This window comes from Fictibacillus sp. NPDC058756 (genome assembly GCF_042746035.1).
In the GTDB taxonomy this organism is placed as follows: domain Bacteria; phylum Bacillota; class Bacilli; order Bacillales; family Fictibacillaceae; genus Fictibacillus.
Genome location: NZ_JBHYPU010000001.1, coordinates 629,222 through 641,927, shown reverse-complemented (window position 1 = coordinate 641,927; position 12,706 = coordinate 629,222). Strand labels below are relative to the sequence as shown.

Below are 12,706 nucleotides of genomic sequence, written 5' to 3'. Positions count from 1 at the left end.
AAATTTAGGAATATCCTTGTATATAAAACTAATTTCCAGGTATTTATATCTAAGGATTGAGGAAGTTTGTCGTTCATAATTTTTGCTGGCGTATCAGGTTTATAAACAAGTACAGGCACGCCATGTGACGCACCTTTTAGTTAAAGAAAAAATTAACGATATATTCAACTATAAAAGCTAATATTGAAGTTAAAATGATATCAATGATTATCCATTTCTTTTTCCGTTTCCTATACTCCGGCTCCATAAAATATCTGATAGCATAAACGATCGTGAAGATGATGAGTATTTCAAAAATATTCAGAGGTTTTAACATCTTACATATTTGCGTTTGAAACCAATTTTCCCTCTATCTACTTCCTTTTGAATACTTTCAGATGCAATCAGAAAACTGCTTTTTTTCTCGTCCCGTTTAACTTCTACAGTACCAACTGCTTTAGCGGTCTCGACCGCCTTGTCATGGAGCGGCAAATATGAAACTCCTACTGTGTAAATAAAATTGTTCATAGCAGATTTTGTGCGCTCAGGAGAATCGTGAATCGTACTTTTTACCTGATCAAGCATACTAGCAATCTTGCTTTCGTTAAATTCCATATCCGGACGATTACCCAATAGCCAGCAGTAACAGCTCCAGCCTGCTGACATTCTCAGCTCGTCTCCGCTTGCGATCCATTTGTCGGCTACGGTCTGTGCAATATCTGTTTCTGCTAAAGTGACTGCAACCACATAATCGGATAACATATAAAAATACGCTGCGTCTATCCAACGATCAAAGTCTGACTCAGTCATTACTTTTGGATCCGCAATAATCCCTGCAAAATACATGGCGTCGTAATTGCCTGTAGCATAAAGCTCCTCAGCCAAAGATTGATCCTTTTTAATTTTCTTGGCGATTGGCTTCATGTGCCCTGTAGCCACACCAAAAAGCGGCTCGTGTGCGCCATTTGATATATAAATTTTCTTAGTGCGTTCCTTGCTGAGTGCTTCAAGCTCTTGCATAACCATTTGTAAATTCACCGTGCACCACTTCCTTCTTCTGTTCGTTATTCCCTATAAGATTCATTAAAAATGCATTTCTCCTTCTTGAAGAAATGCACATGAATGCTAGATTGAATTTAATAGATTTAGAGGCTTTCGCTGTACTTTTTAAAATTGTCCAAAAAGGCCTGCCAGCCTGCTTCTTGCATTTCAACAGGATTGGTAGCTTCCGCTTCGAAAGTCTCAATGATTTTCGTTTCGTTATCTTGGCTATTAAATGTTATCGTCACTTTTCTGCCATCATCCAGCGTGTAAGCAATGAACTCGTTTGGTTTTACTTCATCATATGCGCCACCAAAGTCAAACCCAAAGCTGCCATCCTTAGCTTCCATTCTCGTAAGGAATCTTCCGCCAGCCCTTAAATCATTCTCGGCATTTGGCGCATGCCAATCATCAGAAGCAAAACTCCAATTCGTAATATGCTGTGATTCTGTCCAATATTTCCAAACTTCTGCAACTGGTTTTTGAACTGTGGTTTCTACCTTAATGGTTACTTTATTACTTGTTTCCATGTGAATGTCCACCTCTCAATAATATGATTATTTTTACTAGATTGCTATAGAAAAACGGTCTAATGCTCCTTGGTGTCTATTAAGTTAATTATTCAGTTTGCTTTATGATTTATCCTCCTCTCTTCCTAACTTACCTACCGTTTACTTCAAGAAAAAAGTGCATTTCTCCTTCTTGAAGAAATGCACGCTTTTTGTGTACAGTATTTTTTCTAGACTAATCATTTAATCCTTTTCCATCGAGAATTTGCTTCAAGTATTTTTCAACCCTCGACATTCTGGTCCTGGATTGTTTCGGTTTAGAAAAATAAAGAATGTATGCTGTTTGCCGTCCTGGAGTCAATGCTTCAAAAGCAGTTTTCAAGGCAGGGCTATCATCGAATTTATTTTGAAGTTCATCAGGGATTATATATTCTGTATGCTTTTTCAATTCCACATTTAAACCCGCTTTTTCAACTTCAATGGCTTCAAAAATATAGTCTTTTATGATGGATTCCATTTCAACAATTTCTTGAACGTCGGTGAACCGAATCTGCCGTGCCGCCTGTACGTTCTCCGTTTGCTGTATTAGAATCCCATGGGGATCCTTTAACAAGGCCCCTTTGTGAAATAGAAGCGCACAATAATCTTTAAATCCATGCATCAATACGATGTTCTTTTCCTCATACATGTAACAAGGATGCATCCACTTAATATCTTCGGTCAGTCCACAGTCAAGAATGATAGGTCTTAACTGCTCAAATTCTTCCTTCCACTGTTTTGTTTTTCGTAAAAATCCATCAACTTTACGATTCATTCTACTATTTGTCATAAAGGAATACTCCCTCTAATTTTTCGATAGATACTCTTCCTGAAAAAAAGGTAGCTCCGCCGCCCATGTCTGCAATGCGATCAGGCGTAAGCGCGTTTACGAGATGTTTTGTACCATCTACTGCACCCCAGAGGCCTTGAGTAACAGCCACACCCGGAAGAACGCTGTCACCAACACTCGCTTTTAAAATACATTCTCCTCGCTCGTTCCAAACTCGGACCTGCTCTCCATCATCTACATTCAACTTTTCAGCATCTTCACGATTCAAAACCACTACAGGTTCTTTTTCAAGCTCAACATGTTTTGTCTGGTTCGCAAAAGTTGAATTCAAAAAATTATGGTTAGGCGCCGCAATAAATTGAAAGGGATGATCAGAATCCTTAATTAAAGGCACATATGTTGGTAATGGAGGATAACCGTCCTGTTTCATCTTTTCGGAATATAGTTCTATTTTTCCGCTTGGCGTGGGAAGGCTTTCAGGAAATTTTGCCTTTGCCTTCAGATAATGATGTTTCGTTAAGGATTCAAAATTTATCTCTTTCGTATAGGTATTCATGGGATTTGCTAGTGATTGCTCAATTAATTCTGCGTCCGTATCATCAAATGCCGCTTCAGTAAAGCCCATTCCTTTAGCCAGAAGCCTGAACACGTCCGTGTTTGATTTTGATTCCTCGTATGGTTCGATTACAGGTTGTTGCAGCTGAATATAGTGATGCCAATACGATGTATAAAAATCTGTATTCTCAAATGAAGATGTGGCCGGTAACACAATATCTGCGTATCTTGCCGTTTCTGTTAAAAATAGATCATGGACGACAGTAAATAGATCTTCCCGTTCCAATCCGCTCCGAATTTTATTGGCAGCTGGCGCAACAACGGCAGGATTAGTGCCATATACATAGAGCGATTTAACTGGGGGATCTAAAGAAAGCAATGCCTCTCCCAGCAAATTCATATTAATCACACGCGTTTTTTTATTCTCTAACAAATCAGGCCGCTGCAATTTAGACGTATTGTGGGCCAGATAAGCGGAATTTCCTTTAATCGCTCCTCCTCCTTGAACTAACCACTGTCCGGTTAAAGCAGGAAGGCAGGAGATCGTTCTCACAAACATGCCGCCATTGTCATGATGCTGCGGGCCATTCCCAATCCGGATAAAAGCAGGCGAAGTTTTACCATACATCCTTGCAAGTTTTATAATATCTTCTACCGGTATGCCGGTAATGCCTGACACGGTGACAGGATCATACTGCAAAACATGTTCGCGCAATTCTTCATGACCGACTGTGAACTGCGCCAAGAATGAGGAATCCACCATATTTTCAGCAAACAATATATGAATCAGTCCTAAAGCGAGAGCCGTATCTGTCCCCGGTAAAATGGGAATAAACCAGTCTGCTAATCTAGCCGTTTTGTTTTTATGGACATCAATCACAACGATCTTAGCGCCATTTTGTTTCCGCGCTTGTTGAGCAAGAGTGGCTTGATGCATGTTCGTACTAACAGCATTAACCCCCCAAAAAATAAACAGCTTCGTGTGGATGGTCTCTTCAGGATCAGTTCCATAACTTCCGCCCATCGTATATTTGTAACCTGCTGCACCAGCAGAGTTACAGATACTCCTATCGAGCTGTGAGGCTCCCAATCGATTGAAAAAACGGCGGTCCATACCTTCAGCACTGAGGTTTCCCATATTTCCGTAAAAGCTGTAGGGAAGAATACTTTCGGCACTTTCGCTTTGCAGCAGTTTCTTCCAGCGGGTGGTAATCGTATTTAAAGCTTCATCCCAGCTGATTCGGACAAATTTTCCTTCTCCTTTTGCACCAATTCGCTTCATAGGATATTTCAGCCGCTTTTTATCATAGATTCGTTCTGTCATATTTCGAACTTTGTTGCAAATAAACCCCTTCGTAACTGGATGATCGGGGTCACCCTCAACTTTAATAATTTTTCCGTTCTTTTTATGAAGAAGCAGCCCGCATTGATCCGGGCAGTCTAGTGAACATACTGAAGGAAAAATTCCATTCGGACTATCTAAAAAAGAGGACATAGACGGTCTCCTTTCTATTGGTGTCTGGCAAACATCAGTCGAAAAAACAAACTTATTCAAACTAACCAATCTTCAACTAGTTGTTGTACTATTTTCCGTTTTTCAATCTGAAGCATGTGTCCTGCTTTATCTAAAATAACAAAGGTTGAATGAGGAAACTTTTTTAGGAAAAAATCAAAATCTTTATACCCACAAATATTATCTTGCTTACCAAGAATAATGAGCGCTGGCTGCTGCAGCTCAGAAACATCATGAAAAGGTTCTTCAGAGAAAAAGTACCCCTTTTCTCTCCAGTTGGATGTTAAGAACTCTCTGTTCGCTAATAACCGTCCAGGTTGCACTTCTCTTAAAAAACAGTCCAGATTTTCATTATTTTGATAAACAAACAATGTTTCAAAAGCACTTCTTTGATCCGAATCCAATGCATCTATTATACATTCATCTTTTTCTAAGACTACTTTCTCAGGCAAAGTCCTCTCTTTTAGATGAAGAGCAGATGCAAGCAAACAAATACTTTTTATTTGGTTTCGTCTATAATGCAATATTCCTTGAGCTAAATATCCGCCAAAAGAAAAACCTATTAAAGAAAAGGATTTCTTAGGAAGTACGGTATCTATAAAATCTAATATATTTACAAGCATATCATCCGTTGATCTAAGGTGTTCATCAATAGCACTATTTCCGTGTGCAGGCAGATCTATGTAAATTCTTTGGTACTCGCTATTATTTTTAAAAATGGGTTCTAACCAAGCCTTCATAGAACGGTGATCTGTTCCCATAGAATGAAGGATTAATAAAGGTGTACCCTCGCCAACAACTTCATAAAAAATACTGCCCATCTTAACTTTACAATACATCATAAAATTCCCCGATCTAATAAGCTAATCTCAAATAAAACATTTAAATTTTATCTACCTTATTCAAAAGTCCTGTTCTTACATTCAATAAAAAAATGCACTCTCCTTCTTGAAGAAATGCACCCTTTCTTATTATAAGGTTACCAAAGTTTCAACCCTTGCCTCAAGAAAATTAGAAATCTATGTTTTAAGAGTATTAAAAATCCCTTCTGCGGCCTTGGAGTATTAATAACATTACTAATCCCAAAGTAACTCCAAGGATGATACCAGCTTCTGTAGTCAACACCCGTACTATAGGGTACTCAGGCCAAATTCAAACGAATAATGCCATTAATATTAAATCTTGATAGCCGCCTTCCAACTTTACACCTTTTGCTTTTCTACCCTCTTCAAAAAAGCCTAGATTCTTATATAACTTGATTGCACCTAAATTATCTTCCATTACCTCAAGACAAACTTTTTCAATCTTACTGTTATTTTTAGCCCAATTGATTAACGTTTCTAGAAGAGCTCTTCCAATACCATAATTTCGATATTCAGGTAGTATGATCATTGCAAATGCCCCTTGATGACTAATTTTTTCATTGTTTCCGTTCTTAAAATCTATTTTACCGACTAACTTACCATCAACTTCAGCAATAAACTGTACATAATTTGGATTTTCACGATAACCTTTTAACGTTTTTTGAATAGCAACAACACTCATCTTTTTTATATCCTCAACCGTACTTAGCATGTATGGAGTGTTTATTAATGCTTTTGAAGCAGAATTTAGCATTCTCTCTGCATCCTGTTCTCTAGCTTCTCTAATAGTTATTATTTTTCCATTCTTAGATTTAAAATGAAATACATTAGTTGCTAAAATATTACACACACCCTTTCAGAAAATATTTAATCTGATTTTTACTCATTCTATAATTCTTAAGTAAAGAAAAGAATATCACCTTTTACTGCAATTCTATTGAATAAATCAATGTCCTCACACCCATGTAACAGCCCATTTTAAGATTTGAGTTCTAATGAAAAACTCCTTCTCTTGTTCAACTATCTAGCCAGTTTGTTAAAAAAAGAACTCACTTGTGATGAGCTCTTTTAAAAATATTATGCAATTAAGAGAAATTATGAAACCTTACATTTAATTACCTACTGCAACATTTCGTTCCACTACATCATGAACTAGGAGTACACCTAACTGGTGATGTTCATTTTGATAAAGCGATCCTTGTACGAATCGGATCTCTCCGTTCAGATCAAGTACTTCCAATTTACAGTACGCTGCGTTAATTTGAAGTGCTTTGTATAGACTTGTTTCATGTGTCAGTGTCACACCGTTTACTTTTACGATTATTTCCCCAACCTTTAATCCCATTTTAACTGCGGGCGTTCCAGGCACGACAGCAAGTATGATAACTCCTTTATCCCTCTGTACAAAAAGAGAGGGTCTTGTGTCATCACGCTGACTTGTAACGAGTGTAATGAGTTCACGGCCCGCAAGGCCTGCGGCGATCGCAATGGCAATTAATAGCGGCAAATTATAAAAATGACCGGCAGCTGCAATGGCTAATACGAGAACCCCTAACAAAGTAACTTGCTTGCCAAGATGCTTGATCGCTTCGACAGGCAGTGTATGTGTGACAAGCTGTCGATACCCAATTGCAAACGGTACTAAGAAAAACGAGAACCCGACAGCTCCCATCGGAAACAATGGCCACCAGTCTAATACTGGGATTGAGCCAACCGGAAGAACGAGAAACTGAGGAACGATCCAGAATCGCGTTGCTTCGTGCGCTCCTACATAATGTCCTCTTTTTCCTTTAAAAAGACGCGGTGATGTACGGTCTGCACCTTTCCATAAAATCAGGATACCTTCCTGAATCAAAAGCACACCTAAAATAACAGCTAATGAATCAAGCGGGGTATTTTGAATATCCTCAATCCATTTATCCAAAAATGCCATTCCAGTATTTAGTTTAGGAAGTAAAAGACCTGCGATCGCGGCTAAGCTTACTGCATACGCTGGTGCCATAAAGCGTGTTTTCATAGTCAGTGCTAAGACAAGGTACATCAATCCGATTAAAGCAATCATACCAATTGGCAAAGTAACGCCGGCCGCAATAAAGATAACCGATCCTATGAGTCCAATTAGAATACCAGGCAGCAATGAAAATATTAGATTATCAATTACGGGGTGAACCTTTACTTTAAATTCTTTCCGTTCCCGTTTTACACGTTTAAGTCCGATCAAGAATGCTACGAATATAAAACCATAAAAAAGCGGGTGTAAAAAAAGCAGCCCGATGCCTTCTATCAGTTCGTTCACAAAGGTGTCTGTCATGGGCGTTCTCTCCTCTTCTCTTCTTGCAGTTTATCCACTTTTTCTTCTATTCTTTTTAGTCTTCTATCACTCGACACAGCTCGTTTTATCAGCATTCCGACTCCGCTTATGATAGCGAGCAGAATTAAAAATGCCATAAGCTGAAAAAGTATGTCTCCAACATTTAATGATCCCATTTTGTTATACCCCTTTATCGATTACAAAGGATTTTCTCTTATTAATTACTAGCTCGTAGTTATGTCTATCCAACAATAATTTGATTGGCATTTAAAGCATAAGGGGGATAACGCCAAGCTACCATTGTAATGCAAGCAACCTCTAACAGAAATCATTCGCTTCTTTTTCGTAAGTACTTCCCCGACAAGTTGATTGGAACGCAAAGCGCTAGGAGGCTCACCGCACGCCCCCCGGAAAGCGAGCAGCCTGGAGCGGAAAATCAACCTCTTTCAAATGTTTCATGCTTTCATAACAAGCTTACAAAAAAATCCGCAGAGAATATTTCCTCTACGGATAGTATTCGTGTTTCGGTTGTTTTTTCCTGCCATAATCCCTTATTTTGCAAGTAATTCGATGGCTGTTTTACGCTGAACATCGTTTTTCTCATTACGGATCGAATCGATTACTTTCGCTTCCATCTTACCGGCTGTTTTTTGATCAATTTTCCCTGTTGCTGATAAGCTGTTCGCGCGTTGGAAAGCTGTAACAGCAGACTGGGTTTTTTCATCAAAATAACCGTCTTCCCGTCCTGTTTGGAAACCTAACCCGTTCAGCATCACTTGAGCATTTTTAACTTGCTCATTATTCATGTCATACACAAGCGGCTTTTCGATCGAGATCGGGTTTGTGTAGAAGTATTCAGGCTGTTTCACTTCATACGTTGGCTTTACGCCTTTTTTATGAATCCAGTTTCCGTCTGGCGTCAGCCATTTAAACAATGTCAGCTTAATGTTCGAGCCGTCACCTAAGTCGATGGACTGCTGAACTGTTCCTTTACCGAATGACTTTTCACCGACTAGCTCATAACTGCCAGCCTCTTTTAATGCCGCAGCTAAAATCTCAGATGCTGAAGCACTGCCTTTATCAATCAATCCTACGATTGGATAATCTTTCTTTTCTTTAAGCGTGGAAACATAACGCTCTTTGTTTCCTTTTCGGTCTTCAATCTGAACAAATGGCTTATTTTCCGGAATGATCTGGCGCAGAATGCTGTCTACGGCCTCAAGATATCCTCCTGGATTACCGCGGACATCAATAACAAGTCCGTCGATTTCTTTCTTTTCAAGCTCAGTCAGCTGCTTCTTGAAGTCTGAACCTGTTTTTTCGGAGAAGGATGTAATCTCGATCACACCGATGTTTTTGCCGTTTACTTTTTCGATATCCGAATAAACGGTTTCGATCGGAATCTCGTCACGTGTTACTTTGATCGGCATTACGTTGTTCACACCGCTGCGCTTAACACCAAGTGTGACAACAGAGCCTTTTTCACCGCGGATCTTCAGTACTGCTTTATAAAGGTCTAATCCTTCAACACTTTTGCCGTCAATCGTAACGATCTGATCGTTCGGCTTTAAGCCCGCTTTCTCGGCAGGTGAATCTTTAAACGGGGCAACAATCGTTACTTTGCCGTCCACCATGCTTACTTCGGCACCGATTCCTTCAAAAGAAGAATCCAATGACTGCGTGAACTGGCTAGCTGTATCCTCATCCATATAGACGGAATAAGGATCTTTCAGCGTTTTTACCATTCCTTGAATGGCACCTTCCAGCAATTTTTCGCGGTCCACATCTTCTACATAACGAGAAGAAATAATCTCGTACGTTTTTTGAAGCTTCGCGAACTCTTCATCACTGTTAATCTTTGTTTTCGTTTTCGGAAGGTCGCTTACTCCATCGTTTTGAACAAACTTCGAGTCATTTCCAAATAGCGCCATAGAGCCATACATCCCACCAGCACCGACAAGCAAGGAAACTACAATCAGCAGGGCCAACATCTTTTTATTTACGTTCATTCTGCTCACCTCATTTTTGCAGGAAAAGGCATCACACCCTGCAAAGTGCGATGCCTTCCATTGTAAGAGATTCGACGAAAGAAGCCTGTCTCCTACTTCACTATATGAATAGCTTGTTTACTTTATGAGTTTATTTTACCAATATGCCGCAGGATTTACAGCATTTGTTTTTCCTGCATTCCAAGGACCTTTGTGAAGCTCAAAGTGAAGATGCTGACCATGAGAACGTCCTGTGTTACCCATGTTTCCTAGCTTCGTGCCTTTAGAAACCGATTGGCCGTTTGATACTAATGGCGTGCCGGACATATGAGCATAAACTGTTGTCCATTGCTGACCTGCAATCGAGTGAGAAATATAAACGACATTTCCGTATGATGAAGAATATTCAGCTTTCATGACCGTTCCATCAGCTGCTGCATAGATTGGAACAGTTCCGCCTTGCGCGATGTCAATTCCTTCATGCATTCCGCTGCTTCGGTTACCAAATGGAGACGTGATTACACCAGCCGCAGGCTTGATGATCATACCGTTACCGATAACAGGCGCTGAAGAGGAAGATCCTCCGCCGCTAGCACGTCTTGCTGCTTCTTGCTGTCTAGCACGTTCTTGCTCTCTCTTAAAGGCTTCTTCTTGAGACTTTAAGATTTCAGCTTCATTTTCAATCTTATGCATTTCAGCTTCCAGGTGTCCTTGCTCTTTTTCAAGTGAAGCCATCAGACGGTCCTTTTCAGCCATTTGAGCTTTAAGTTGTTCTTTTAACACTTGTAAGTCTTTCATAGCGTTTTGAAGATTGCTAAGTTTTTTCTCAACAGATACCATTTTATCTTCTAGAAGCTCTTTATCTTTCTTCTGCTCTTCTAAAAGTTCACGGTCTTGTTCTGCGATCATGTTCAACGCTAGAACACGGTCAAGAAAATCACCGAAATCTTTAGAACCTAGTACGACTTCAAGATAAGAAACAGCTCCGCCAGATTCGTACATCGAGTTAACACGCTCTTTTAAAAGTTTGTCACGCTTGTCAATTCGTACTTGAACAACAGTGATTTCTCCTTTTAATTTTGCGATTTCAGTTTTTGTTTGTTGAATATCAACTTGCTTTTTTTCGATTTTCGCATCTGTATCAGACGATAATTTATCGATTCTCGTAATTTCTGTTTCTAATGAAGACTGACTTTTTTTGTTTTCATCAAGCTTAGACTGTGAATCTTTTGCTTTCTTGGAATTCTCTTGTTGTTTTTTCTTGATGCTTGATAAAGATTCCGCGTGAACGACGGATTCAGAGTGATACACAGTAAAAGCGCTCAGTGCCAAACTCAAAGACAGCACTGTACCAAACACTTTGCTTTTCATTCGTTTTCCTCCCTAACCCCTATTAATTTGTTTCGTTTTCTTGAATCTTTACTTTTGCGATCTATTAAATCTTTAAGAACTTACGGACAGACGTCAAGCTTCCCCATACTCCGATAACTCCGCCGATCAGCAGCATCAATAGTGACAGCTGAGGAATAAGCGGTGTTACTGGAAGCAGCTCGATAAATACCGTCCCTAACTTTTGATTAACGATGTCAAATATCGCTTGGTATCCCACTGCAATTACGATAATAGGAAGGAAAGCTCCAAACACTCCTAATGCAAATCCTTCGATAAAGAACGGCCAGCGGATAAACCCATTTGTTGCACCAACGAGTTTCATAATTTCAATCTCGCGGCGGCGTGTAACAATGGTTAGTTTTATGGTATTTGAGATCAGGAACATCGCTGTGAATACTAGACCTAGAACGAGCACGATCCCAACGTTTCGGGCAGCATCTGTAACTTTAAAGAGTTTTTCAACTGTCCCTTGCCCATACTCAACTTTGTTTACGAATTTTAGTTGGTCTACTTCTTTAGCTACCGCAGCAGTATCCTGCGGCTTGTCAGTATAAATAATAAAAGCATCACGAAGCGGGTTCTCGTCTTTTAATGAAGAAAATGCTTCTCCTTCATCTCCAAGACTTTCAATTAATTCATCTAGCCCTTCTTCTTTCGACTGATACTTCACTGTTTTTACCTTATCAAGATTCTCAAGTTGTTTTTGATAGGCATCATAGTTCTCGGATTTCTCTGTTCTTTCAATATAAGCTCTGATTTGTACATCATCTTCTATTTGACTGGCAATATGGTTAATGTTCAAAAGAATCGCCAAGAATACACTTACTAAGAGTAATGTTACGGTTACAGCAGAGATCGAAGCGAAAGACATCCAGCCGTTTCGTCCCATACTCTTAAATGCTTCTACAAAATGACGTTTTAGTGTTCTAATCTTCATAGCCGTAATCCCCCTTCGCCTCATCACGTACAATTCGGCCGCCTTCGATGGCAATTACGCGCTTTGTAATTGTATTAACGATTTCTTTATTGTGAGTCGCCATGACAACTGTCGTGCCACGGTCGTTAATCTCTTTAAAAATGTCCATGATTTCCCACGCGGTTTCTGGATCCAGGTTCCCCGTAGGCTCGTCCGCAATGACAACTGGCGGCCGGTTTACGATAGACCGTGCAATCGATACACGCTGCTGTTCCCCTCCCGATAGCTCATCCGGGAACATGCGGGCTTTGTTTTTCAGCTTAACAAGGTCAAGAACTTCCATAACACGTTCTCTGATCACTTTTGGTGTTTCTTCAATAACTTCCAGCGCAAACGCTACGTTTTCGTAAACCGTTAAACGCGGTAAAAGTTTAAAGTCCTGGAAGATAACGCCCATTTTTCTGCGGACTTTTGGAATCTGTCTTTCTTTTACCTTCGCAAGATTCGTACCGTTTATAATAATAGATCCTTGTGTTGGCTTTTCTTCACGATACATACATTTTATAAATGTAGATTTTCCGGCACCACTGGGTCCGACTACATAAACAAATTCACCTTTCTCTATGTAGACGTCAATCCCGTTTAATGCCATAACACCATTCGGGTATGTTTTCCAAACATCAATCATTTCTATCAAACTAAATCACTTCCTTACTACCCCAAAAAATATTTCCCTAATCAATCAACAATCTATTTATAAAGTCTTTTCGACAATCACGCGATAAATGTCAGTTTTTTTCCGCAATAACT

12 protein-coding genes are annotated in these 12,706 nt (G+C 39.6%); all 12 read right to left on the bottom strand.

The genetic code is table 11. The features are described 5' to 3' along the window. Positions 1-309 precede the first annotated feature (309 nt). Complete coding sequence (locus ACFW35_RS03075; RefSeq protein ID WP_379847361.1) at positions 310-1,005, bottom strand: DNA alkylation repair protein; 696 nt, start codon at positions 1,003-1,005, stop codon at positions 310-312. A gap of 119 nt (positions 1,006-1,124) precedes the next feature. Beyond that, positions 1,125-1,550: an SRPBCC family protein gene (locus ACFW35_RS03070; RefSeq protein ID WP_379843709.1), complete on the bottom strand. Its 426-nt coding sequence runs from the start codon at positions 1,548-1,550 to the stop codon at positions 1,125-1,127. A 214-nt stretch (positions 1,551-1,764) separates the two neighbouring features. Next, positions 1,765-2,358 (bottom strand): YdeI/OmpD-associated family protein, encoded by a 594-nt coding sequence (locus ACFW35_RS03065; RefSeq protein WP_379843708.1) that lies wholly within the window; start codon positions 2,356-2,358, stop codon positions 1,765-1,767. Further along, positions 2,348-4,408 (bottom strand): molybdopterin-containing oxidoreductase family protein, encoded by a 2,061-nt coding sequence (locus tag ACFW35_RS03060; RefSeq protein WP_379843706.1) that lies wholly within the window; start codon positions 4,406-4,408, stop codon positions 2,348-2,350. The genes ACFW35_RS03065 and ACFW35_RS03060 overlap by 11 nt, the downstream gene beginning before the upstream one ends. A 56-nt stretch (positions 4,409-4,464) precedes the next feature. Beyond that, a complete protein-coding gene (locus ACFW35_RS03055; RefSeq protein ID WP_379843705.1) occupies positions 4,465-5,265 on the bottom strand; it encodes an alpha/beta fold hydrolase in 801 nt (266 codons plus the stop codon). A 313-nt stretch (positions 5,266-5,578) separates the two neighbouring features. Further along, positions 5,579-6,139: a GNAT family N-acetyltransferase gene (locus ACFW35_RS03050; RefSeq protein ID WP_379843703.1), complete on the bottom strand. Its 561-nt coding sequence runs from the start codon at positions 6,137-6,139 to the stop codon at positions 5,579-5,581. A 261-nt stretch (positions 6,140-6,400) separates the two neighbouring features. Continuing rightward, complete coding sequence (locus ACFW35_RS03045; protein ID WP_379843702.1) at positions 6,401-7,600, bottom strand: PDZ domain-containing protein; 1,200 nt, start codon at positions 7,598-7,600, stop codon at positions 6,401-6,403. Next, the gene (locus ACFW35_RS03040; RefSeq protein WP_379843700.1) at positions 7,597-7,776 is read right to left on the bottom strand and encodes a hypothetical protein; all 180 of its coding nucleotides are present in this window, start codon (positions 7,774-7,776) and stop codon (positions 7,597-7,599) included. Before ACFW35_RS03040 ends, ACFW35_RS03045 begins: the two co-directional genes overlap by 4 nt. A 375-nt stretch (positions 7,777-8,151) precedes the next feature. After that, complete coding sequence (locus tag ACFW35_RS03035; RefSeq protein WP_379843699.1) at positions 8,152-9,609, bottom strand: S41 family peptidase; 1,458 nt, start codon at positions 9,607-9,609, stop codon at positions 8,152-8,154. A 135-nt stretch (positions 9,610-9,744) separates the two neighbouring features. Continuing rightward, positions 9,745-10,959 carry a murein hydrolase activator EnvC family protein gene (locus tag ACFW35_RS03030; RefSeq protein ID WP_379843697.1) on the bottom strand — a complete coding sequence of 405 codons (1,215 nt, stop codon included), beginning with the start codon at positions 10,957-10,959 and terminating at the stop codon, positions 9,745-9,747. 64 nt (positions 10,960-11,023) lie between these two features. Further along, positions 11,024-11,917, bottom strand: coding sequence for a permease-like cell division protein FtsX (gene ftsX / locus ACFW35_RS03025; RefSeq protein ID WP_379843696.1), 894 nt, complete (start codon positions 11,915-11,917; stop codon positions 11,024-11,026). After that, the gene (ftsE, locus tag ACFW35_RS03020; RefSeq protein ID WP_077359946.1) at positions 11,907-12,593 is read right to left on the bottom strand and encodes a cell division ATP-binding protein FtsE; all 687 of its coding nucleotides are present in this window, start codon (positions 12,591-12,593) and stop codon (positions 11,907-11,909) included. The genes ftsX and ftsE overlap by 11 nt, the downstream gene beginning before the upstream one ends. Between the last annotated feature and the right edge of the window lie 113 nt (positions 12,594-12,706).

Coding starts and splice junctions, on each gene's coding strand:
- ACFW35_RS03075 (WP_379847361.1), bottom strand. CDS start 1,005: ATGGTTATGCAAGAGCTTGAAGCACTCAGCAAGGAACGCACTAAGAAA.
- ACFW35_RS03070 (WP_379843709.1), bottom strand. CDS start 1,550: ATGGAAACAAGTAATAAAGTAACCATTAAGGTAGAAACCACAGTTCAA.
- ACFW35_RS03065 (WP_379843708.1), bottom strand. CDS start 2,358: ATGACAAATAGTAGAATGAATCGTAAAGTTGATGGATTTTTACGAAAA.
- ACFW35_RS03060 (WP_379843706.1), bottom strand. CDS start 4,408: ATGTCCTCTTTTTTAGATAGTCCGAATGGAATTTTTCCTTCAGTATGT.
- ACFW35_RS03055 (WP_379843705.1), bottom strand. CDS start 5,265: ATGTATTGTAAAGTTAAGATGGGCAGTATTTTTTATGAAGTTGTTGGC.
- ACFW35_RS03045 (WP_379843702.1), bottom strand. CDS start 7,600: ATGACAGACACCTTTGTGAACGAACTGATAGAAGGCATCGGGCTGCTT.
- ACFW35_RS03040 (WP_379843700.1), bottom strand. CDS start 7,776: ATGGGATCATTAAATGTTGGAGACATACTTTTTCAGCTTATGGCATTT.
- ACFW35_RS03035 (WP_379843699.1), bottom strand. CDS start 9,609: ATGAACGTAAATAAAAAGATGTTGGCCCTGCTGATTGTAGTTTCCTTG.
- ACFW35_RS03030 (WP_379843697.1), bottom strand. CDS start 10,959: ATGAAAAGCAAAGTGTTTGGTACAGTGCTGTCTTTGAGTTTGGCACTG.
- ftsX (WP_379843696.1), bottom strand. CDS start 11,917: ATGAAGATTAGAACACTAAAACGTCATTTTGTAGAAGCATTTAAGAGT.